This is a genomic window from Herbiconiux sp. (assembly GCF_023264855.1).
Taxonomy (GTDB): Bacteria; Actinomycetota; Actinomycetes; order Actinomycetales; family Microbacteriaceae; genus Herbiconiux.
Genome location: NZ_JAHFUW010000019.1, coordinates 24,282 through 45,551, shown reverse-complemented (window position 1 = coordinate 45,551; position 21,270 = coordinate 24,282). Strand labels below are relative to the sequence as shown.

At 70.4% G+C, this 21,270-nt stretch carries 18 protein-coding genes, 1 tRNA gene and 1 pseudogene; 15 read left to right on the top strand and 5 right to left on the bottom strand.

Annotated elements, in window-relative coordinates; translation table 11 throughout:
- Positions 1-4 precede the first annotated feature (4 nt).
- The gene (locus Q0D75_RS09765) at positions 5-1,318 is read left to right on the top strand and encodes a GNAT family N-acetyltransferase (RefSeq protein ID WP_291052509.1); all 1,314 of its coding nucleotides are present in this window, start codon (positions 5-7) and stop codon (positions 1,316-1,318) included.
- Positions 1,319-1,345: 27 nt separating this feature from the next.
- On the opposite strand, the gene Q0D75_RS09760 is transcribed toward Q0D75_RS09765, so the two are convergent.
- Positions 1,346-1,936 carry a helix-turn-helix domain-containing protein gene (locus Q0D75_RS09760; RefSeq protein WP_291052507.1) on the bottom strand — a complete coding sequence of 197 codons (591 nt, stop codon included), beginning with the start codon at positions 1,934-1,936 and terminating at the stop codon, positions 1,346-1,348.
- Positions 1,937-2,045: 109 nt separating this feature from the next.
- On the opposite strand from Q0D75_RS09760, the gene Q0D75_RS09755 reads away from it, so the two are divergent.
- Positions 2,046-3,980 carry a cell wall-binding repeat-containing protein gene (locus Q0D75_RS09755; RefSeq protein ID WP_291052480.1) on the top strand — a complete coding sequence of 645 codons (1,935 nt, stop codon included), beginning with the start codon at positions 2,046-2,048 and terminating at the stop codon, positions 3,978-3,980.
- Between the two features lie 228 nt (positions 3,981-4,208).
- Here Q0D75_RS09755 and Q0D75_RS09750 read toward each other — a convergent pair whose 3' ends face one another.
- The gene (locus tag Q0D75_RS09750; protein ID WP_291052477.1) at positions 4,209-5,309 is read right to left on the bottom strand and encodes an LLM class flavin-dependent oxidoreductase; all 1,101 of its coding nucleotides are present in this window, start codon (positions 5,307-5,309) and stop codon (positions 4,209-4,211) included.
- A 103-nt stretch (positions 5,310-5,412) separates the two neighbouring features.
- On the opposite strand from Q0D75_RS09750, the gene Q0D75_RS09745 reads away from it, so the two are divergent.
- Both Q0D75_RS09745 and Q0D75_RS09740 read left to right on the top strand, forming a co-directional pair.
- Positions 5,413-9,180 carry an AAA family ATPase gene (locus Q0D75_RS09745; RefSeq protein ID WP_291052474.1) on the top strand — a complete coding sequence of 1,256 codons (3,768 nt, stop codon included), beginning with the start codon at positions 5,413-5,415 and terminating at the stop codon, positions 9,178-9,180.
- Between the two features lie 31 nt (positions 9,181-9,211).
- Positions 9,212-9,415, top strand: coding sequence for a hypothetical protein (locus tag Q0D75_RS09740; protein ID WP_291052471.1), 204 nt, complete (start codon positions 9,212-9,214; stop codon positions 9,413-9,415).
- Here Q0D75_RS09740 and mscL read toward each other — a convergent pair whose 3' ends face one another.
- The 3 genes from mscL to Q0D75_RS09725 are packed head-to-tail and all read right to left on the bottom strand — an operon-like array spanning position 9,416 to position 10,848.
- Positions 9,416-9,877 carry a large conductance mechanosensitive channel protein MscL gene (gene mscL / locus Q0D75_RS09735; RefSeq protein WP_291052468.1) on the bottom strand — a complete coding sequence of 154 codons (462 nt, stop codon included), beginning with the start codon at positions 9,875-9,877 and terminating at the stop codon, positions 9,416-9,418.
- A gap of 10 nt (positions 9,878-9,887) precedes the next feature.
- A complete protein-coding gene (locus Q0D75_RS09730; protein ID WP_291052465.1) occupies positions 9,888-10,211 on the bottom strand; it encodes an FmdB family zinc ribbon protein in 324 nt (107 codons plus the stop codon).
- Positions 10,212-10,269: 58 nt separating this feature from the next.
- Complete coding sequence (locus Q0D75_RS09725; RefSeq protein WP_291052463.1) at positions 10,270-10,848, bottom strand: 5-formyltetrahydrofolate cyclo-ligase; 579 nt, start codon at positions 10,846-10,848, stop codon at positions 10,270-10,272.
- A gap of 85 nt (positions 10,849-10,933) precedes the next feature.
- On the opposite strand from Q0D75_RS09725, the gene galU reads away from it, so the two are divergent.
- From galU to Q0D75_RS09670, 11 genes and pseudogenes are all read left to right on the top strand, one after another.
- Positions 10,934-11,824 (top strand): UTP--glucose-1-phosphate uridylyltransferase GalU, encoded by an 891-nt coding sequence (gene galU / locus Q0D75_RS09720; protein ID WP_291052461.1) that lies wholly within the window; start codon positions 10,934-10,936, stop codon positions 11,822-11,824.
- 86 nt (positions 11,825-11,910) lie between these two features.
- On the top strand, positions 11,911-12,558 hold the full coding sequence (locus tag Q0D75_RS09715; RefSeq protein ID WP_291052458.1) for a GNAT family protein: 648 nt from the start codon (positions 11,911-11,913) through the stop codon (positions 12,556-12,558).
- A gap of 54 nt (positions 12,559-12,612) precedes the next feature.
- Positions 12,613-14,145 (top strand): cell wall-binding repeat-containing protein, encoded by a 1,533-nt coding sequence (locus Q0D75_RS09710; RefSeq protein ID WP_291052454.1) that lies wholly within the window; start codon positions 12,613-12,615, stop codon positions 14,143-14,145.
- Between the two features lie 108 nt (positions 14,146-14,253).
- Positions 14,254-15,270, top strand: coding sequence for a hypothetical protein (locus tag Q0D75_RS09705; protein ID WP_291052452.1), 1,017 nt, complete (start codon positions 14,254-14,256; stop codon positions 15,268-15,270).
- 109 nt (positions 15,271-15,379) lie between these two features.
- A complete protein-coding gene (locus Q0D75_RS09700) occupies positions 15,380-16,693 on the top strand; it encodes an acyltransferase (RefSeq protein ID WP_291052450.1) in 1,314 nt (437 codons plus the stop codon).
- 79 nt (positions 16,694-16,772) lie between these two features.
- Positions 16,773-17,849 carry a cell wall-binding repeat-containing protein gene (locus Q0D75_RS09695; RefSeq protein WP_291052448.1) on the top strand — a complete coding sequence of 359 codons (1,077 nt, stop codon included), beginning with the start codon at positions 16,773-16,775 and terminating at the stop codon, positions 17,847-17,849.
- Between the two features lie 66 nt (positions 17,850-17,915).
- Positions 17,916-17,991 (top strand) — tRNA-Ala (locus Q0D75_RS09690).
- A 155-nt stretch (positions 17,992-18,146) separates the two neighbouring features.
- Positions 18,147-18,485: pseudogene (gene rhuM / locus Q0D75_RS09685) on the top strand (RhuM family protein); the annotation flags it as partial.
- A 121-nt stretch (positions 18,486-18,606) separates the two neighbouring features.
- Positions 18,607-19,032 (top strand): Fic family protein, encoded by a 426-nt coding sequence (locus Q0D75_RS09680; protein WP_291052445.1) that lies wholly within the window; start codon positions 18,607-18,609, stop codon positions 19,030-19,032.
- A 133-nt stretch (positions 19,033-19,165) separates the two neighbouring features.
- Positions 19,166-20,896, top strand: coding sequence for an Ig-like domain-containing protein (locus Q0D75_RS09675; RefSeq protein ID WP_291052443.1), 1,731 nt, complete (start codon positions 19,166-19,168; stop codon positions 20,894-20,896).
- An 11-nt stretch (positions 20,897-20,907) separates the two neighbouring features.
- Positions 20,908-21,246 (top strand): hypothetical protein, encoded by a 339-nt coding sequence (locus Q0D75_RS09670; protein ID WP_291052440.1) that lies wholly within the window; start codon positions 20,908-20,910, stop codon positions 21,244-21,246.
- The last annotated feature ends 24 nt before the right edge of the window (positions 21,247-21,270 follow it).

The following is a 21,270-nucleotide window of genomic DNA, read 5'->3' as shown; positions in this document are numbered from 1 at the left end:
AGGCATGAGCACCACCGACGACTACGAGTTCCGCACCTTCGCCGCCGCCGCCCCGGACGGGGTGGCCGATGACGCCACCCGGGAGTGGTTCGAGGCCGAGAGCATGGGCTTTCTCGAGCCGCGTCCGCTCGGAAAGCGGGTCGACCTCGCCGCGGCCAACATGGCGGCGGACGGGCGGATGCTCACCGGCGTCTTCCGCCGGGATGCCGCCACCGGGGCATCCGGAACCGCATCGCTCGCCGCGCTGCCGGTCGCGACCTTCGCCTCGTTCGAACGAACCGTCAACGTCGGCGGGGACGAGCCGCTGAGGGCGCACCTCATCTCGTCGGTGACCGTGCGACCGACCGACCGCCGTCGCGGCATCCTGCGCGAGATGATGACGGCCGATCTGCACCGCGCCCACGCCGACGGCTACGCGCTGGCCGCGCTGACCGCGACCGAGGCCACCATCTACCGGCGCTTCGGGTTCGGGGTGGCCACCGCCGTGCACGCCGTCACGGTCGCCACCGATCAGCGCTTCCGGCTGCTGAGCGAGCCCGCAGGGAGCTGCGAACTGATCGCCGCGGCCGAGCTGCTGAGCATCGCGCCGGACGTGTTCGCCGAGTTCCACGCCCGGAACCCCGGATCCGTCGACCGCCAGACCCGCTACTGGCGCCTCGTCGCGGGTCTGGACAGCGAGGGCGACGATCCCGAGGAGGACCGCGCCGTGCGCGCGGCCGTCCACCGCGACGAAACCGGCCGCGTCGACGGCTACGTCTCGTACCGCTTCAAGGGCTGGGAGTCGACACCGCGCACCGTCGAGGTGGTCGACCTCGTGGCGCAGAACGACGACGCCTACCTGGGGCTCTGGCAACTCCTCGGTTCCATCGACCTGGTCGAGAAGGTCACGCACGCTTTCGCGCCGGTCGACGACCCGCTGCGCTGGGCGCTCGCCGACTGGCGGCTGCTGAAGACCACGAGCCTGGACGACTGGCTCTGGCTGCGTGTGCTCGACCTGCCGGCCGCGTTCCAGGCGCGCGGGTACCTGCCCGAGGTCGCCGGCGAGATCGTGCTCGGGGTGACGGATGCCCTCGGCTACGCCTCGGGGGTGCACCGGCTGCAGGTGGCGGACGGCCGCGGGGTGGTGACCGCCGACGCCGACGCCGATCCCGACGTCGAGCTGGACGCCTCGGCGCTCGCCTCGATCTATCTCGGCGGATTCGATCCCTCGATGCTGCGCGCCGCCGGACTGCTGCGCGAGCGCACCCCGGGCGCCCTCGCGCGCCTGCGGACCCTGCTCACGCCGACCGCCCCCGTGTACGGCATCACCCACTTCTGAGGCCCGCTCCCGGCGGCGAGGCGCGCGTCAGGCGGCGAAGAGGCGGCGCGCCGTCGCCACGAACGCGGGGCGGGCCACCGCCGGGCCGTCGAGGGAGCAGCCGACGAGGGCGGCGTCGCGCAACTGCACCAGGGCGTCGGCGGCGGTCGTCGCATCCGGAACCGATGCCGCCTCGAGCACCCGCATCACGGCCTCGCGGAACCAGGCCCGGTGGTCGCGCACGATCCGGCGCACCGCGCTGTCGGGGTCGGGGTATTCGGCGGCGGCGTTGATGAAGGCGCAGCCGCGGGGGTGCGTGCCGGCGAGGTCGTCGGCGATCCAGTGGATGAGCTGCTCGGCGGACTCCGGATGCCGGGCCGCGAAACCGGCCCGGGCCAGCGCGTCCTCGCGGTGCAGGTAGGCGGCCACGAGCGCTTCCTTGCCGCTGAAGTGGCGGTACATCGTGGCGCGGGTGACGCCGGCCTCGGCGAGCAGGCGGTCCATGCCCACGCGGTGGATGCCCTCGCGGTAGAAGAGTTCGGAGGCGACGCTCAGCAGCCGCTCGCGGGCCGGCGACGCTTTGACCGCGGGCTCGGCGGCGAGAGCGACGGATGCTGCGGCGGCGACGGTGGACGGCACGCTCCCACCGTAACGGAACAATCGTTCTCTCTGCCCGGACGCGAATTTCGTCGACATGTGTTCATCTGATTTCGATCGAATCTCCGGGCGGTGGAGGTAGCATCGCCGGATGGCTGAGTCGAAGACGATCGGGCGGACCGGGTTGATCCGCAGTGCAGCAGCGGTGGCGATGGCGGGTGCGCTCGCCGCGGGCCTGCTGTTCGGGGGAGCGGCGGGTGCCTCGGCGGCCACGCCGGAGCCGACGCCGCCGGCTACCTCGACCCCCGCGGAGGACGCGTCCACCTCGATTCCCGCGACTCCCGCGCCCGACCCGGCGACCTCGACCCCCGCGCCCGACCCGGCGACCTCGACCCCCGCGCCCGACCAGGAGCCTGCTCCACAGCCTGCTGAGCCCGCATCCGAGCTTCCCGACCCGCACTTCGACCTGGAGGGCGTTGTCGTCACGAGCTTCCGTCCGGGCGACATCATCACCGACGGCAACATGTACGACGGCGGCGCGATGACCGCCGCCCAGGTGCAGGCCTTCCTCACGGCGCAGGCGCCGCCGTCGGCGTGCACGAACGGCAACTGCATCGCCGGCAAGACCTTCGCCTCGACCGGGCAGCCGGCGAACGCGGAGTGCACCGCCTACGCCGGCACCGCATCCGAGTCGGCCGCCTCGATCATCGCGAAGGCCGGCAAGGCCTGCGGTGTGAGCCAGCGGGCACTGCTCGTGCTGATCCAGAAGGAGTCGCAGGTCATCGACGCGACGGCCCCCACGAACGGCGCCTACGACGCCGCGACGGGCTACAAGTGCCTCGACGACGGCAATCCCTGCGACCCCAAGTACAAGGGCTTCGCCAACCAGGTCTACAACGCGGCCCAGCAGCTGAGGTACTACCAGCTGAATCCGAAGTACACCATCGGAGCGACCACTCCCATCCATTACGCACCCGACACCGCCTGCGGAACGGGCGACGTCACCATCCAGAACAAGGCCACGGCCGCGCTCTACGCCTACACGCCCTACACGCCGAACGCCGACGCACTCGATCCGGACAAGGGCCCGGATGCCTGCACCAGCTACGGCAACCTCAACTTCTGGGTGATCTACACCGACTGGTTCGGCTACCCGCACATCGACGTCGACCGCCTGCAGGGCGCCGACCGCTTCGCCGTCTCGGCCGCGATCGCCGAGGAGGCGTACCCGTCCGGCACGAAGACGGTGTTCCTGGCGAACGGCGGCGGCTACGCCGACGCGCTCTCGGCCGGTCCCGCCGCGGTGACGCAGAGCGCCCCGCTGCTGCTGACCCAGGCCGGGTCGCTCCCGGATGTGGTGGCCGACTCGATCCAGAACCAGCTGAAGCCCACGAAAATCGTGATCGTCGGCGGGCCGAATTCGGTCTCCCCGGCGGTCGAGAAGCAGCTGAAAGCACTGCGCCCCGGCGTCACGATCGTGCGGCTCGGCGGTGCCGACCGCTACGAGGTGTCGCGGAACGTGGCCGCGTACGCCTTCCCGAAGTCCTCCGGCGGAGCATCCGGAGCCTACGTCGCGACCGGAACGAACTTCCCCGACGCCCTCAGCGCGAGCGGCGCCGGCGGGCACTCGGGCAAGCCGGTGGTGCTGGTGAACGGATCGGCCGGCTCGATCGACTCCGCCACCTCCGCGGCCCTGAAGGCACTCGGAGTGACGAAGGTCACCGTGGCGGGTGGCCCCAACTCGGTGTCGTCGGGAGTGCTGGCGTCGCTGCGATCGGTGCCGGGCGTCAGCTCGGTGACGCGCATCTCGGGCGCCGACCGTTTCGAGGCCTCGCTCAACATCAACCAGGCGGCGTACGACACGAGCTCGCGGGTGTTCTTCGCCACCGGATCGAACTTCCCCGACGCGCTGGCCGGCTCCGCCCTCGCCGGCTCGCTCGGCGCACCCCTGATCGTGGTGCACGGCGACTGCGTGCCGCAGGCGGTGCGACTCAGCCTGAACGACTTCAAGGCCGATCGGGTCACCCTGCTCGGCGGCCCTGCCTCGCTCGACGCGAACGTGCAGAGCCTGCGCAGCTGCGGCTGACCCATGCCCGCCCGTCCCGTCCTGTCCGTCGCAGGCGATGACGCCGCGAGTGCGGCCACTTGGCAGAAGTCGCCGCCTTTCGCGGTCACTTGCCACAACGTGTGGCAAGTCGCGGTCAGAGCGCGCGCGGAGCCTTCGGCGACTTGGCAGAAGTCGCCGCCTTAAGCGCCGACTTGCCACAACGTGTGGCAAGTCGCGGGTGGGCGGCGGGGATGCGCGGGGCTGGGGTCAGGCGGCGAGCTCCGGGAAGCGGGTGGCGAGCAGCTCGAGCGCGCGCTCGCGAGCGGGGGTGGAGTCGAGCGGGTCGGCGTCGAACGCGGCGCCCGCGGGGGACACCATCACCTCGTCGACCCCGTACTGCTCGGCGAGCGAGCGGATGCGCGCCTCCACCGTCTCGGCGGTGCCCATCAGCATGCGGCCGGACTGCTCCAGCACCGACTGCTGCTCGGCCTCGGTGAGCTCGACCGCCCGGGCCTGCTCCACCGTCATCTGCGGGGTGAGCGCGCCGCCGGTGCGCAACCGCGCCATCATGATCAGCTGCGGCAGCGCCAGCAGCTGCGCGAGGTCGTCGCTCTCGGCCACCGAGACGTTCACCGTGAGCAGCGTCTTCGGGGCGGCCAGCGCCACCGAGGGCTGGAAGCGGCTGCGGTAGAGGGCGAGCGCCTGGTCGATGCCCGACTGCCCGAAGTGGTTGGCGTACACGAACGGCATGCCGAGGGAGGCGGCCAGCGCAGCGCTGTAGTCGCTCGAGCCGAGCAGCCACATCTCCGGCGCGGTCGCCACGTTCGGCGTGGCCTTCAGCTCGTAGGCACGCCCGCGGATGTTCAGGGCTACCGCCGGCTGGTCGTCGCCGTAAGAGAAGGGCTCTTCGGTGGCGGCCCGGTCCGATCCGAGCAGGGCGGCGACCGTCTCGACATCGGTGGGGAAGCTGGCGGCCGGGTCGGCATCCGTCGTGTTGCGCTGGCCGCGCAGCATGTAGGCGGTCACCGGATCCGAACCGGGAGCACGCCCGAGCCCCAGGTCGATCCGGCCCGGGTGCATGGCCTCCAGCAGGGCGAACTGCTCGGCGACGGCCAGCGGCGCGTGGTTCGGCAGCATCACACCGCCCGACCCCAGACGGATGCGCTCGGTCTGCGCCGCGAAGTGCGCGATCAGCGTCGACGGTGAGGTGGAGGCGACGGCCGGCATGTTGTGGTGCTCGGCCACCCAGTAGCGGGTGAAGCCGAGACGCTCGGCGGTGCGCACCAGCGACAGGGCCGCGGCGATCGCCTGGCCCGAGTTCTGGCCGGAGCGGACGGGAATGAGGTCGAGAACCGAGAGAGCAGTCATGGCATGAGGTGTAGCGCGCGCCGGCCGTGCAGTATTCCGCTGAATACGCGAAACTCGCGCGGATTGCCGGGGAATTGCGGAGTTGCGCACGTACTGTGGCAGCGTGTGGCGCGCCGATAAGAAACGAGACGCGGACGAGACGTCGTTCGCAACGGACTCCGTCGAGGCCGCTTGGGGCCGCGGCGGTCAGTCCGGCAACAGCCCGATCGGGCAGGTCTACTCCACGGAGAGCCTGGTCGAACCGACCCGCGATCAGTGGCGAGACGAGATCGCCGCGCTCGGCGGCGAGTCCCCCCTTCTGCACTTCGACGATTCTCCGCGCTCGCGGATCGAGCTCAGCACCACCCATCCGGGAGGCCTGGCGCAGTTCATCACGGGCAACTCCACGCTGCTGTCCAGCCTCATCCGCGACGAGCTCGCGTTGCGCAACGCCCGCCTCGCGGCCGGCGCCATCACCGACAAGGGCGTCGAACTGCGCTCGGTGCGCGGCATCGACTCCGTGCAGCTCGCTATCGGCCTGGCCGAGTGGCGGCGCGACGACGAGGGCGTCACCACCACGTTCCGCGCCCCCGTGCTGCTGCGCCCCATCTCGGTGCGGCGCTACGGCCGCGACTTCGAGCTCAAGCTGCGCGGCGCCCCCTTCGTGAACCCCGAGCTCGTGCGTGCCCTGCAGGAGCAGTTCCACATCACCCTCGACCGCGACTGCCTCGTCGCGCTCGCCGCCTCGAACGGCGTCTTCAAGCCGCAGCCGGTCATCGACCGCCTGCGCAGCCTCACCTCGCACCTGGCCTGGTTCCAGGTGCAGCCGCGCCTGGTGGTCTCCTCGTTCGCCGACGTCGCCTCCGGCATGCTGGCCGACAGCACCGACCTCGCGCATCCGGTGCTCGACGCCCTCGCCGGCAACCTCACCTCCCGCCGCGCCGTGCAAGACGGCTACCACCCCGTCGACCCCTCGCCGCAAGACCACCGCGCCCCCGCCACCGACACGCTGCTGCTCGACGCCGACAGCGAGCAGGAGAACGTGATCGCGCAGATCTCCGGCGGCAACTCGCTCGTGGTGAAGACCCTACCGGGCACCGGCGGCACCCAGACCATCGTCAACGCCATCGGCGCCCTCGTCGGCCAGAACAAGCGCGTGCTCGTCGTGAGCCCCCGCCGGCTCAGCCTCGGCGGCATCAACCGCCGGCTCTCGGATGTGGGGCTGCCCGGCGTGGCCGTCTCCCCGCGCACCCTGCGTCGCGACCTCATCCAGTCGATCGGCCGCAACGAGAAGGCCGCTCAGCCCCGCGTGGCCGACGTCGACGAGGCGCTCGTGCGTCTGCGCAGCGTGCTGCTCGACTACCGCACCTCGATGTCGCGGGTCGACCCGGTGCTCAAGGTCTCGGTGCTCGATGCCCTGCGCGAGCTCGCCCGCCTGGCGCTCGTGCCGAATCCGCCGTCGACCACCGCCCGACTCGACCGCTCGGCGCTCGAGTCGCTCGCCTCGGGCCGCGCCAAAGCCGCCAAGGCGCTCAGCCGGGCCGCCGAGCTCGGTCAGTTCCGCTACGGACCCGACGACTCGCCCTGGTACGGCGCCCAGTTCTCCTCCAGCGACGACGCGCACCGCGCCCACCAGCTGGCCAAGCGCCTCGACAAGACCGACCTCCCGCGCCTGCTCACCGGCGCCTACGAGCTCATCGGCCAGACCCGGATGCGCCCGTTCACCTCGCTGAACGAGCTCGGCACCTACCTGCGCCTGCTCGCCGACCTGCGCGAGACGCTCGACAAGTTCCTGCCGGTCGTCTTCGACCGCTCGCTCACCGACCTGATCGCCGCCACCAGCCCGCGACGCGACGCCCCGCAGATGTCGTCGACCTCGCGCCGCCGCCTGAAGGCACTGGCCAAGGAGTACGTGCGCCCCGGCGTGCACATCGGCGACATCAACGAGGCGCTGCGCCGCATCCAGCAGCAGCGCACCCTCTGGTACCGCTTCGCCGCCGCCGGCATCCCGCCGGAGATCCCGGTCGGCATCAACGACGTGCAGATCGCCTTCCAGCGCGTCACCGAAGACCTCGCGCAGCTCGACCTGCCGCTCGGCAGCGTCGGCACGGCTCGCCAGCTCGCCGCCCTGCCGATCGATCAGCTGATCGGTCTCGTCGAGGGCCTCGCCGCCGACTCCGAGGTGCTCGCCAACCTGCAGGAGCGCACGGCCCTGCTCGACTCGCTGCACGAGCACTCGCTCGATCCGCTCCTCGTCGACCTCTCGCAGCGGCACGTGCCCGAGGCCGGCGTCGCCGACGAGCTCGAGCTCGCCTGGTGGCAGTCGGTGCTCGAGCTGATGCTCGCGAACGACCGCGCCCTGCTCGGTGCCAACACCGGCGTGCTCGACCGGCTCGAGGGCGACTTCCGCCTGGTCGACGAGGCGCACGCCTCGATGAACGGGCAGCTGCTGGCCTGGCAGCTGGCCGAGACCTGGAGCGTGGGGCTGCTCGACAACCCCATGGAGGCCGCCGCGCTCAAGGCGCTGCTGCGCTCCGACGCCGTCGACTCCTTCCGACTGCACGAGGCGGCGCCGCGCCTCGGCAAGGTGCTCGCGCCGGTGTGGCTGGCCTCGCCCTACGAGGTCGCCCAGATCACGGATGCGGTCACCTTCGACACGGTCATCCTGGTCGACGCCGGCGCCACCACGCTCGCGGAGAACGTGGGCGCCATCCGCCGTGCCCGCCAGGTGGTCGCGTTCGGCGACCCGGTGACGCAGACCCCCTCGCACTTCGAGATCGCCATCCGCCCCTTCGACGACTCGCGCACCCGCACGGCGATGGATGCGGCATCCGTCGACGAGCTGCACACCGACTCGGCGCTGGCACGCCTGGCCGACCTGGTGCCCACGCTCTCGCTCACGCGCAGCTACCGGGCCGGCGGCGAAGACCTCGCCGAGCTGGTGAACCACCGCTTCTACGGCGGCAAGATCGACTCCCTGCCCTGGGCCGGAACCTACCTCGGCCACGGCAGCCTCGCGCTGCACTACGTGGAGGGGCGCGGCGGCATGCCCGACTCCGAATCGGGGGCCGTGGAATCCGTCGACGCCGAGGTGGAGCGCGTGGTCTCGCTCGTGCTCGACCACGCCATCAACTACCCGCGCGAGTCGCTGATGGTGATCACGGCCTCGCCGAAGCACGCCGTGCGCGTGCAGCAGGCCGTGCTGGCCGCGTTCGCCAAGCGCAGCGACCTCGCCGACTTCGTGCTCAAGGAGCGTGCCGAGCCGTTCATGGTGGCCACCCTGGAGCAGTCGGTGGCGCAGAGCCGCGACCGCGTGATCTTCTCGGTCGGCTACGGCAAGACCGCCCACGGCCGGGTGCTGACCAACTTCGGCGGGCTCGCGAAGCCCGGCGGAGAGCGCCTGCTGGCGGTCGGGATGACCCGTGCCCGACGTTCGATGGACATCGTGAGCTGCTTCAACCCGGCCGACATCGACGAAGACCGGATGAACTTCGGCGTCGTCGCCCTGCGCCAGATCCTGCAGGAGGCCGAGAACGGGCCGACGCCCGACACCTTCTCCTCCCCTGGTGACGCGCTTCTGATCGACCTCGCCCGCCGCCTCGGCGCGCGCGGACTCGACGTGGCCTTCGAGCACCGCGGCAAGCTCACGCTTGTCGCCGCTCACGACGGCCGCGCGATCGCGATCGAGACGGATGCCGTGGTGCACTCCACCTCGCTGCGCGAGTCGCTGCGCCTGCGGCCCGACATGCTGCGCCGCCTCGGTTGGCACTACCTGCGGGTGCACTCGTTCGAGCTGTTCGCGAACCCGGAGGCCGTGGCCGCCCGAATCGCCAACGTGATCGGCGTGCGCGAGCTGTCGCTGGTCGAGACGCAGCCGATCGTGCGGGTCTGACGCCGGAGCATCCGGAGCTTAGGCTTTCTGCATGACCGTCAAGAAGACGGGCCCTCGTCGCGCCGCGACCGAACCCGTGCCCGGCAGCGACCCGACCCCGCAGGCGCTCCCCGCCCGCGACCCCGTGAAGGCGGCCGAAGACCGCGACGAGTCCTGGGGCGGCCGCCCGGCCCCGGAAGGATCTTCAGGCCCCAACGACGCCCGCCTGCGCCAGGACGTCCCGCCGCACTGGTAGTCAGTGCTTGGGGGTGTGCGGCTCGGCTGGGAGGGTCTCGCCTGCGGCTTCGGCTCGCTGCACGGCGAGCAGGTCGCGGATCTGGATGAGCAGCTCGGTCTCGGTGGGCGGCAGCTCTTCGTTCTGCTCCTCGAGCGACTCCGCCGGCGTCTTCTTGTTCGAGAAGGCGACCTTCTTCAGGTGGTTGATCGGCAGCACGAACACGAAGTAGACCACGACCGCAACCAGCAGGAACTGGATGAGCGCACCGAGCACCGCGCCGAAGCGGATCTCCGACCCGTTGAGGGTGACGACCGCCACGCCATCGAGGTCGCTGGCCGTGAAGATCGCGGCGATCAACGGGTTGAAGACGTTGGTGACGATCGCGGTGACGACACCGGTGAAGGCCGCTCCGATGACGACCGCCACGGCCAGGTCGATGACATTGCCGCGGAGGATGAACTCCTTGAATCCCTTGATCATGGGAACAAGCCTAAGCGGAGGCCGGCTTCGAGCTCGACGGTGCGGCGGCCGGCTTGGCGGGGGCGGGGGAGGAGGAACCGGACGAGTCCGACGATCCGGACGAGGACGAGGAGCCGGACGAGCTCGACGAGCCGGCGGAGTCGCTGGAGGAGCTCTTCGCCCGTGAATCGGTGCGGTAGAAGCCCGAGCCGTTGAACGTCACGCCCACGGGGCTGAACACCTTGCGCAGCTTGCCGCCGCAGACGGGGCATTCGGTGAGCGTGGAATCCGTGAACGCCTGCTGGATGTCGAAGGCGTTGTCGCACTCGGTGCAACGGTAGGAGTAGGTGGGCACTGGTCGTCTCTCGGTGAAGCGTAGGCGGTGGCGGTGAAGCAGCAGAAGCGGTGACGCGTCAGAAACGCAGGATGCGCGTGGGCGTGACGGCCCCGTCGATCGGGGCGTCGTGCACCTCGCGGGGCACCTCGTCAAGGATCTCATCATCGAACACCACCGCGTACACGGGCGGGCACTTCTCCATCGAACCGAGCGTGCGGTCGAAGTAGCCACGACCCCAGCCCATGCGGGTGCCGTGCTCGTCGACCGCCGAGGCGGGGATGAGGATGAGGTCGGCGTCGTTGATCGCGATCGGGCCCAGGATGCCGCCGACCGGCTCGGGCAGCCCGTACAGACCCTCGGTCTCGGTCTCGCCGTCGCCCTCGGCCCAGTCGAGCAGGCCGTCCTGCCGGGCGATGGGCAGCAGCACCCGTCGGCCGTCGGCGAGCGCCCAGTTGAGGAAGGGCCGAGTGTTCGGCTCGAACGAGGTGGAGAGGTAGGCGGAGATGGTGCGAGCATCCGTCTGCGTCGCCAGCGCGATCAGATTGGCCGTGAAGCCCTCGTTCGCCTTGTCGACCACATGGGCGGGGCGCGTGCGTCGCCGCTCGCGGAGCTCGGCGCGCAGCGCGCGCTTCTCGTTCGTCGCGTCGGTGGCCATGCGTGCAATTGTAGGCGCGCAAAGATGACGGCGGTGTTTCGCGCCGAGCCGTTGCGGGCGCCCGAACATGTATACGCTAAAGCGCATGGGTAACCCGTTGAGTAAAGCAGTGATTCCGGCGGCCGGGCTTGGGACTCGGTTCCTCCCGGCCACGAAGGCGATGCCGAAGGAGATGCTCCCGGTCGTCGACAAACCGGCCATCCAATACGTGGTCGAAGAGGCGGTGGATGCCGGTCTCAATGACGTGCTGGTGGTCACGGGCCGCAACAAGGCCGCGATCGAGAACCACTTCGACCGGGTCTACGAGCTCGAGTCGACGCTGGAGCGCAAGGGCAAGGGCGAGATGCTCAAGGTCGTCAACGAGTCGACCGCGCTCGCCGAGATGCACTACGTGCGCCAGGGCGACCCGCTGGGCCTCGGTCACGCCGTGCTGCGCTCGCGGATGCACGTCGGGCACGAGCCCTTCGCCGTGCTGCTCGGCGACGACATCATCGACGCCCGCGATCCGCTGCTGAAGCGGATGCTCGAGGTCGAGCAGGCGCGCACCGCCACGGTGATCGCCCTGATGGAGGTCGACCCGTCGATGACGCACCTCTACGGGGTCGCCTCGGTGGAGGCCACCGACGAGGCCGACGTGGTGAAGGTCACCGGCCTCGTGGAGAAGCCGGAGGAGGGCACCGCCCCCTCGAACCTGGCCGTGATCGGGCGCTACGTGCTGCAGCCCGAGGTGTTCGACATCCTCGAGAACACCCCGCCCGGCAAGGGCAACGAGATCCAGCTGACGGATGCGCTGCTCACGCTCGCGGCCGACGACTCGATCGCGAACGGCGTCTACGGCGTGGTGTTCGACGGCCGCCGCTACGACACCGGCGACAAGCTCGACTACATCAAGGCGATCGTGCAGCTCGCCAGCGACCGCTCCGACCTGGGCCCCGACCTGCGGCCGTGGCTGAAGGACTTCGTCGCGAAGCTGTGAGATCCGGGCGCTGAGATCGGAGGCTCCGGATGCCGCGCCCGACGCGTCTTTGAGCGTTTCCGCCGCAGAGCGGTAGTGTTCGAGAAATGTTCGTTCCGACTCTCTCCGATGGCCCGTTCACGGTGCGGCCCATCCGCGTGCGCGACGCGAAGCCGCTCGAGCGCGAGCTGATCGAGAACCGGCCGTGGCTGCGCAAGTGGGAGGCGACCAACCCGCAGGGGCCGATGTCGTTCGATACCCGCGCGAGCATCCGTTCTCTGCAGGCCAACGCGCGGGCCGGGCTCGGGCTGCCGTTCATCCTCGAGTACGACGGTGAGCTCGCGGGGCAGTTGAACGTGTCGTCGATCAGCTACGGGTCGGTGGCCTCGGCGTCGATCGGCTACTGGGTGTCGGAGCGCTTCGCCGGCAAGAACATCACGCCGACGGGGGTGGCGCTGGCCGCCGACTACTGCTTCTTCTCGGTGGGGCTGCACCGGATCGAGATCTGCATCCGGCCCGAGAACGCGCCGAGCCTGCGCGTGGTCGAGAAGCTCGGCTTCCGCTACGAAGGCCTGCGGCGCCGCTTCATCCACATCAACGGCGACTGGCGCGACCACTTCTGCTTCGCCCTCGTGCGCGAAGAGCTGCCCGTGGGCGTGCTGCGCCGCTGGCAAGAGGGCCGCGTGCCCGTAGGGCAGGGTGCTGTGCCCGAAGCGGAGCGCATCGCAGCCCAGCGGCCCATCGCTACGCCCTAGGCGATAGGGTCGCAGGGCGGCCCATCGGAGGGTCGCGGATCGCCGGGGGGCACGATGCGCATACTCAACCGTTCTCGAGCAGGGCGGGTCGCGATGATCGCGCTCGCCGCCACGCTGCTGACCGCGGGGTTCTCGGCGGTTCCGGATGGTCCGGCTGCCGTCGCGTCGGATGACGGCACCGAGGTGTCGACGCAGTCGACGCTGCCGGGCGTCACGGTGAACCGCATCGGCGGGGCGGACCGCTTCGAGGTGGCCGTGAACATCTCGAAGGCCGCGTATCCCGCGACAACGACGGACGTGGTGATCGCCACGGGTACGAACTACCCTGACGCCCTGAGTGCAGGGCCGCTGGCGGCGGCGAAGCGCGGGCCGTTGCTGCTGACCACGGCGGATCGGCTGCCTCCGGTGGTGGAGACCGAGCTCGAGCGGCTGGCGCCGAGCGCCGTCACGATCGTCGGCGGCCCGAATTCGGTGTCGAAGGCGGTGGAGACGGCGCTGGCCGCCCTGCCGAGTGCGCCCGCCGTGGTGCGGATCGCGGGCGCCGACCGCTTCGAGGTGTCGCGCAACGTCGCGCTGGCGCTTCCCGCCCCCGTCACCACAGCCTTCCTGGCAGCCGGCGCGAACTTCCCCGATGCGCTCTCCGCCGGCCCGGCGGCCGCGCTGCTCGGCGGAGCCGTCGTGCTGGTGGACGGACGCGCCTCCTTGGTGGGCACCGCCACGGAGTCGCTCCTGCGAGACACGCTCGGCGTGCGCGGGGTGAAGATCACCGGCGGGCCGAACTCGATCTCCAAGGGCATCGAGAACCAGGTCGCATCCTGGGGCCTGCCGACGGTGCGACTCGGGGGAGCGGACCGCTTCGAGGCCTCGGTGGCGATCACCGACGACTCGTTCGCCGCGGCCGACGAGGTGTTCCTCGCCACCGGCCTGAAATTCGCCGATGCGCTCGCGGGCGGAGCCTCGGCCGGCAAGGCCGGAGCGCCGCTCTACGTGGTGCCGAGCGATTGCGTACCGCAGCCGGTGCTCGACTCGATCGTGTCGCTGGGGGCGAGCACGGTCACCCTCCTCGGTGGGCAGGCCTCGCTGTCGTCGGCGGTTCGCTCTCTGACGCCCTGCCCCGGCTGGCTGATCGACTTCGGCGGGGTCGGGCCGGTGCGCATCGGAACCCCGACCGCATCGCTGGCGGATCTGAACCCCGCCCTCGAGATCGTCGACTTCACCGAGGGGTACTGCATCCAGGCCTATTTCCCGAACGCCATCGAGCCGTGGGCTTCGATCGACGTGCTCTCGGATTCGGGCGGACCGGGGTCGTCGTATCCGGTCGACGTCGTCGGTGTGGCCGGGGCGAGCGGGGCCTCCGCGCCGCACACGGCCGCGGGGATCGGGGTGGGCTCCACGCTGAGCAGCGTTCTCGCGGCGTACCCGGGTGCCTCCGTGACGAACCATCAGCACATCCCCGGTGGCAAGCACATCGACGTGGCCGGGCCCTCGGGAACCGCGATGCGGATCGACACAGGGGCGGACGCGCGCGTGCTGGCCATCTCGACGGGCCGCACGCCCCAGGTGCGGTACTCCGAGGGGTGCGCCTGAGCGGATACGGCGGGCGGGGCCCGGCGGAACCCGAAGGCTTCGCCTGAGCACGGGCTTCTTGCGGCGCGCCGCGGAGGCGGGCGCGCGCGTCGCCCCTACCGTTGACTCATGACTACGGAATGGCTCGGTGGAGGGTTCATGATCGCCCTCGCGGCGGTGCTGTGGCTCGTCTACCTCGTGCCGTCGTGGTCGAAGAGCCGGCAGTACCTCGCCACCGAGCGCAACGCCGTGCGCCTCCAGCAGACGCTGCGCATCCTGGCCGAGACCGCCGAGATGCCCGACGAGGTGCGGGTCGAGGCCAATGCCCGCAGCATCGCCGAGCAGGAGCGCATCCTGAAGCACCGCGCTGCCGAACGCGAACTGGAGGCGATCCCGTCGGCCGTGCGCACCGCCGACCGCCTGCGCCGCACCCGGGCCGTGATGGCCGGCGTGCTGGCACTCTCGCTCGCCGTCGCCGTGCTGGGCGGCATGCAGGCCGCGTACACCGGCGCCTGGATCATCCTAGTCGGTGGCGTGATCGCCTCCGGCGTGAGCCTTGCGGTGCTCGTGCGGCTCGCCCGCGCCGGGCGCCACCTGCGACTGCCGCGTCCCGAGGGCGTGCGCGTCGCACCGGTGTTCGTCGACCACGCGGTGGGGGAGCAGCATCCGGAAGCCGGGCTCGACGCCGGTCTGGCCGACGGTGAATCCGGGGAGTCGGACGAGGATCTCGAGAACGACGGATCGGCGGGGTCGGGCTGGGTGCCGGTCGTGGTGCCCCGGCCGCTGTACCTCGACCGTGCTTCGCACGCGCCGCTCGGGCTGCCTGACAGCGCGGTCGCGGTCGCTCAGGGGCAGGACGACGACGAATTCAGCGACGAGGATGCGGCCGACACGGCTGCCGCCGTCGCCGCAGCGCCGGCGGTGGCATCCGCCGAGCGCGAGGCCTTGTTGCGCGCCGCGGCCGCCGCCGAAGAGGCGCTGCGGATGCGGCTGAAGGCCGAGCACGAGACGGTCGCCGACCTGCTGGCCGCCCCGGTCGCCGCTCCCGCCGTGCCCTCGCGCTTCGCCCGGATGGGCATCGTGGAGGGCGACACGACCTCGCACCTCGACCTCGACGCCGTGCTCGCGCGGCGCCGAGCCGGCTGAGCGGAGCCGACGCGAGCGGCTCTGCGGTTCGTGCGGTGCCGGGCGGGTGTCGTCCGGCGCGTATGCCGTGGCCCGCATATGCTCGCGTCACTGACCCTAGGATGACTGCATGAGCGACGACGCGGGACTCCGGATCGCACCTTCGGCGAGCAAGGCCGCGCGGAGCAGCTCGTCGATCGATCTCTCCAAGCGCGACCTGACCCTCGATCTGGCCCGCGTCTTCTGCGTGCTGCTCGTGGTCGTCATCCACCTGCTGATGGTGGGCGTGGGCCTCGGGCCCGACGGCGGCGTGATCGTGTCGCGCCCGCTGGAGACGCAGTGGTGGTTCGCGCCCGTCACCTGGGTGGGTCAGATCATGCCGCTGTTCTTCGTGGTGGGCGGCTTCGCGTCGATCACCGCCTGGCGCAGCACCGTGCGTCGTGGCGGCACCGCCGCCGGGTACGTGCGCAACCGCGTGCTGCGACTCGCGCAGCCGGCCTTCCCGCTGTTCCTCTTCTACGCGATCGTGATCGGCGGTGCCCAGCTCATCGGGATCGACCCCGAACTCGTCCGTCTCGCGGTCGTGGGTGCCGCCTCGCCCCTCTGGTTCCTCGCGGCGTACATGCTCTGCCAGGCGCTCGTGCCCCTGATGGTGACCTGGCATCGGCGCGCCCCTCGCGCGACGCTGCTCGTTCTGCTCGCGGGAGCCGTCGCGGTCGACGCCCTCCGCTTCTCGACCGGCATCGACGCGATCGGCTTGGCCAACCTGTTCTTCGTCTGGCTGCTCGTGCAGCAGCTCGGCTTCTGGTACGCCGACGGATGGTTCGCCGCCCGCCGCTGGTGGACGCTCGTCGTGATCGCCGTCGTGGCCTACGCCACCCTCGTGCCGATGACCGCCGTCGGGCCGTACGCCGACGACATGCTCACCAATCTCAACCCGCCCACGCTGCCGCTGGTGGCGCTCGCGGTGGCCCAGGCCAGCATCCTGTGCCTGTTGCGCCCGGCGCTCGCGAAGCTGATGAACACGCACGCGGCGAGGGCCTTCGTGTTCCTGATGGGCACCCGGTTGATGACGATCTACCTGTGGCATCTGCCGGTGATCCTGCTGGTGTCGGGGGCGGCGCTGCTGATCCCCGGGGCGAGCCCGGAACCGGCCAGCCTCGCCTGGTGGTGGACCCGCCCGCTGATGTTCGTGATCGTGATGGCCGCGGTGTTCGGGCTGTCGTTCCTCGTGGGGCGCTGGGAGGCGCCGCGGGAAGTGGGGGCAACCCCGCCGACGCCGGTCGTGACGGTGGCGACCGTGCTGGCGTTCATCCCGCCGTTCGCGGTGATGGAGTTCTTCATGGACCTGCCGATCGCGATCGTCGGCAGCGTGCTGCTGGGGGTCGCCATCCTGATGCTGGGGCGCGGGCGGGTGGCATCCGGAGATCCGTCGATGCGATGAGCCCCGCGAGCATTGCGGTGAGCGGATGGCGGGCCTAAACTCGCACCGCTGCGCCGCCGCTCGTCGCCAGGGGGATTCCATGACTTTCGCCGTCCGTTCCACCCGCTCCATCGTTCTCGCCGCTCTGCTGGCCGCCGCCGTGAGCGTCGGAGGCTTCGCCGGTGCCGCCGTCGCAGCGCCTGCCGCGCCGGCCGCCGAAGCCGCCGATGCCGCTGGGCCCACGGTCGATCGCATCGCCGGAGCCGACCGCTACGAGGCGGCGGTGAACATCTCCAAGGCGTCCAAGCCCGGCGGATCGCCGGTGGTGTTCCTGGTGACCGGGCAGAACTATCCCGACGCGCTCAGCGCCGCCCCCGCCGCAGTGCATCTGGGTGCTCCCCTGCTGCTCACCACGAAGGACTCGCTGCCGGCGGTGGTGCTGGCTGAGATCGAACGACTCGCGCCACAGCTCGTGGTGATCGTCGGCGGCGTGAACTCGGTTTCGAAGGCCGTGGAGACCCAGATCGGGGCGATCATCAATCCCGACCAAACGCATCCGGCCATCAACCGGGTAGCGGGAGCCGACCGCTACGAGGCCTCCCGCAACATCATCACGTACGCCTTCGGCACGGCGGCGTCGAAGTTCTACATCGCGACGGGCGCGAACTTCCCCGACGCGCTCTCGGCCGGGTCCGCCGGCGGTGCGGCGGATACCCCGGTGCTGCTCGTGGACGGCGGCAAGCCGACGCTCGACGGAGCCACGCAGTCCTTCCTGACCACGCGCGACGCCAACGTCTCCGTGAAGATCGCCGGCGGCCCGAATTCGGTCTCGCCCGGCATCGAGGCCTATCTGCGGAGCATCACCGACGACGTGAAGCGCTTCGCCGGGGCGGACCGGTTCGAGGCCTCCCTCGCCATCAACCACGACGCGTTCACGGGCACGGCACCGGCTCGGGTTTTCCTGGCCACCGGCAGCAACTTCCCGGATGCCCTGGCCGGCGCCGCCTACGCGGGGGCTCTCAAGTCGCCGCTGTTCGTGGTGCACGGCGACTGCGTGCCGTCGGGCATCCTGGTCGAGATCGCCGAGCTGGGAGCGAAGAAGGTGACGCTGCTCGGCGGGCCGGCGTCGTTGTCGGCGGGCGTGGCCGCCCTGCAGTCCTGCGAGGGGCCTCAGTAGCGCAGCCGGTTCGCATTCGGACGTGGTTTCGTCGTAGACTTTCGGGGTTGTCGTTTCGACGTCAGCGGGGCTATGGCGCAGTTGGTAGCGCGTCTCGTTCGCAATGAGAAGGTCCGGGGTTCGAATCCCCGTAGCTCCACCACACAGGACCCCCGGTTCAGCCGACCCGGGGGTTTTGTCGTTCCCGCACCTGGCGAGACGGAGTGTCGGTGCCGGACTGTACGGTGAGACCGACCGGATCCACCGCGCCTTCTCGGGCTCCCTGCGCGACCGTCACCGGTGTGAAAGGTGTTTCCCATGACGGACGAACGCTCTGGAGAGGTGATTCTCTACCAGCGAGAGGACGGGTCTCCGGCGATCGAGGTGCGGCTCGACGCCGAGACCGTGTGGCTGAGTCAGCAGCAGATCGCAGAGCTGTTCCACAGCTCGCGCACCAATATCGTCGAACACATCCATCGTGTCTACGAAGAGGGCGAACTCGACGAGGCGGCAACCTGTCGGAGATCCCGACAGGTTCGCACCGAGGGGGCACGCCAAGTCACCCGCGAGATCCCGTTTTACAACCTCGACCTGATTATCTCGGTCGGCTACCGCGTCAAGAGCGCTGTAGCCACCCAGTTCCGCATCTGGGCCACGCAGCGTCTGCATGACTACTTGGTGCGTGGCTATGCCATCAACGAGCAGCGCCTGGAGCAACTCGGCTCGATCGTGCGAATCCTGTCCCGCTCCGGTGACGAGCTGGTCTCGGGAGTCGCCGATGTCCTGGCCGATTTCTTACCCGGTCTCACTCTGCTGCGCGACTACGACGAGCGCCACATCGACGCTGCTCCGGGGCAAATCCCCGGCTGGGAGCTCACGCCCGATGTGGCGCGGGCTGTCATCGCTGATCGGAGCCATCTATCAGGGCTTCGCCGGGCAGGATCTGTATCCCACCGTCGAGGAGAAGGCGGCGAACGTGCTCTACCTCGTCGTCAAGGATCATCCGCTTTCCGACGGCAACAAGCGCTCCGCTGCCGCCCTGTTCGTCACATTCCTGGCGCGAAACGGACTGCTGGAGACCACGGGCGGTTCACGAATCACGAACAACGCGCTGGCCGCGATAACCCTCATGGTCGCCATGAGCGATCCGAAGGAGAAAGATCTCATGGTCGCCCTGCTCATCCGGATGCTCACCGACAGCTGAAACCGGATCGCGATGGCCCACCGTAGTCGCGGTGGCGATTACCGTAGCGGGCACGGTGATGGTGGGTGCAGGGCCGCCCATACGCTCGCGTCGTGCCTCAGAACGAGGTGATGACGAAAGCGAAGAAGACCCCATGCCCTCCACCAGTAAGCCCTTCGACACCAGCTCCCTCCGTCTGCGCCTGACCGCCGCCACCGTGTTCGCGGCCGTGCTGGGCGGTGCGATCGCCGTCGGTGCGCCGAGCGCCGCATTCGCGGACCCCAAGGACGTCTACGAGGTTCCGGGCGGACCTGGCGCGCCCGTGTCGAACGGCTGCCCGGCCTGGGTGCCCACCCCGGGTGGAGTCGACGAGGTGCCTGTGCTCGCCGGGTCGGTGCCGAACACGCAGCCGATCGTCTGGGGCGACGCCGTCACGGTGGTGCAGAACCATCCGCGTACCATCAAGGTCACCGACTTCCTGTGCAACGACAAGGACGCCGAGCACGACCAGGTGTACCTCAACGAGATCACCATGCCCGTGCACGGCTACCGCACGGATTTCTCGACCCTCGCGGGCTCCGATCCGGCTCGCTCGTTCACCTATGTTCCGGATGATGGCTACACCGGCACGGATGCGCTGATGTACGACGACATCGACGAGCACGGCGCCGTGAGCCCCTACAAGGCGGCCATCATGATCACCGTGGTGGCGCAGAAGGCACCCGTGGCGGTGCCCGACACCTACACCACCACGGTCGGCTCGACGATGACCGTGTCGGGATCGGGCCTGACGAAGAACGACACCGACGCGGAGAAGGACAAGCTGACCGCATCCTCGATGCCGCTGTTCGGTCCCGCGCACGGCGTCGTCACGATGTCGGCGCAGCAGACCGGGGCGTTCGTCTACAAGGCCGACCCGAGCTACGTAGGCACCGACACCTTTTATTACCGCGTGAGCGACAACCACGGCGGGCTGTCGAAGCTGGCCCTGGTCACCATCACCGTGAATCCGAAGGTGCTCACGGCGACCCCGGCTCCGACCATCTCGGGCACGGCGAAGGTGGGCAAGACGCTCACCGCTAACCCGGGCGCCTGGGGCCCGGCACCCGTGACACTGAGCTATCAGTGGAAGCGCGGGGGTGTCTCGATCCCCGGCGCCACCAAGGCGAGCTACCTGGTCACCGGTGCGGATGCGGGCAGAACGCTGACGGTCGCCGTCACGGGAGCGAAGAAGACCTACACCACCGTCACGAAGGCCAGCGCGCCCACCGCCCTGGTGACGGGCGGCACCATGACCGGCGTGACGCCGACGATCAGCGGAACCACCACGGTGGGGCAGAAGCTCACCGCGAGCGTGGCCGGCTGGGCGCCCTCGAGCGCCACGTTCACCTACCAGTGGATGCGCAACGGGGCCGTGATCACCGGCTCCACCTCGGCGACGCGCCTGCTCACGGCGAACGATGCCGGAGCGAAGCTGACGGTGACCGTGACGGCCACGAAGGCGGGCTTCGCCACGCTCAGCAAGACCAGTGCGGCGACGGCGACGATCGTGAAGCCGCTGCCTCCCGTGCAGAACGCGGTGCCGTCGACGGCTCCCTCGTCGTCGGATTCGGCGAAGTCGGCGCACACGGATTCGACCGCTGCCGAGCCCACCGCGACGCCGACACCGTCGCCGACGCACATGCCGACTGCTATGACGCCGAGTCCGTCGCCCACGCCGTCAGTCGCGCCCAGCCCGGCGCCGGCGGCCAAGCCCACGGCCGAACCCATGCCGTCAGTCGAGCCCACCCCGGGAGCCGAGCCCGCCCCGGCAGCCAAGCCCACCCCGGCCGCCAAGCCCGCACCTTCATCCACCCCCACCCCGGCCACGCCGGCAGCGAAGTAGAGGCCACGATCATGTTCTCGAAGAAATGGCAGCCCGCCTCCGCCACCATCGTGCTCGTGCACATCGTGCGCATGAGCAGCGACGGTCTCACCCCCACCCGCGCCTGGGCCGCCGACGTTCGCGAGGCCGACGGCACCGTGCGCCGCGCCCGCATCGGCGAGCCGCGCTGGGTGATCGACTTCTGGCCGCCCGACGCCGGAGCGGTGGTGGCCGTGCTCGTGCATCGCCGCTCGCGTTCCGTGCGCTTCGACATGCGCGACCCGCAGCTGAGCGCCAAGGGTCAGAAGCGGCTCGCCGCCGAGGCTTTCGCGGCCGCGCTGCGCTCCGACGCGGGCCGCTCGTTCCGCTGAGCCCGGCCGGCCGGCGGATCAGCC

Excerpts from the sequence above, each read along its gene's own strand:
- galU (WP_291052461.1), top strand. The coding sequence starts at position 10,934 with ATGGGTAACCCGTTGAGTAAAGCAGTGATTCCGGCGGCCGGGCTTGGG.
- Q0D75_RS09705 (WP_291052452.1), top strand. The coding sequence starts at position 14,254 with ATGACTACGGAATGGCTCGGTGGAGGGTTCATGATCGCCCTCGCGGCG.
- Q0D75_RS09695 (WP_291052448.1), top strand. The coding sequence starts at position 16,773 with ATGACTTTCGCCGTCCGTTCCACCCGCTCCATCGTTCTCGCCGCTCTG.
- Q0D75_RS09740 (WP_291052471.1), top strand. The coding sequence starts at position 9,212 with ATGACCGTCAAGAAGACGGGCCCTCGTCGCGCCGCGACCGAACCCGTG.
- Q0D75_RS09700 (WP_291052450.1), top strand. The coding sequence starts at position 15,380 with ATGAGCGACGACGCGGGACTCCGGATCGCACCTTCGGCGAGCAAGGCC.
- Q0D75_RS09675 (WP_291052443.1), top strand. The coding sequence starts at position 19,166 with ATGCCCTCCACCAGTAAGCCCTTCGACACCAGCTCCCTCCGTCTGCGC.
- Q0D75_RS09715 (WP_291052458.1), top strand. The coding sequence starts at position 11,911 with ATGTTCGTTCCGACTCTCTCCGATGGCCCGTTCACGGTGCGGCCCATC.
- mscL (WP_291052468.1), bottom strand. The coding sequence starts at position 9,877 with ATGATCAAGGGATTCAAGGAGTTCATCCTCCGCGGCAATGTCATCGAC.
- Q0D75_RS09670 (WP_291052440.1), top strand. The coding sequence starts at position 20,908 with ATGTTCTCGAAGAAATGGCAGCCCGCCTCCGCCACCATCGTGCTCGTG.
- Q0D75_RS09755 (WP_291052480.1), top strand. The coding sequence starts at position 2,046 with ATGGCTGAGTCGAAGACGATCGGGCGGACCGGGTTGATCCGCAGTGCA.
- Q0D75_RS09765 (WP_291052509.1), top strand. The coding sequence starts at position 5 with ATGAGCACCACCGACGACTACGAGTTCCGCACCTTCGCCGCCGCCGCC.
- Q0D75_RS09710 (WP_291052454.1), top strand. The coding sequence starts at position 12,613 with ATGCGCATACTCAACCGTTCTCGAGCAGGGCGGGTCGCGATGATCGCG.
- Q0D75_RS09750 (WP_291052477.1), bottom strand. The coding sequence starts at position 5,309 with ATGACTGCTCTCTCGGTTCTCGACCTCATTCCCGTCCGCTCCGGCCAG.
- Q0D75_RS09680 (WP_291052445.1), top strand. The coding sequence starts at position 18,607 with ATGTCCTGGCCGATTTCTTACCCGGTCTCACTCTGCTGCGCGACTACG.
- Q0D75_RS09725 (WP_291052463.1), bottom strand. The coding sequence starts at position 10,848 with ATGGCCACCGACGCGACGAACGAGAAGCGCGCGCTGCGCGCCGAGCTC.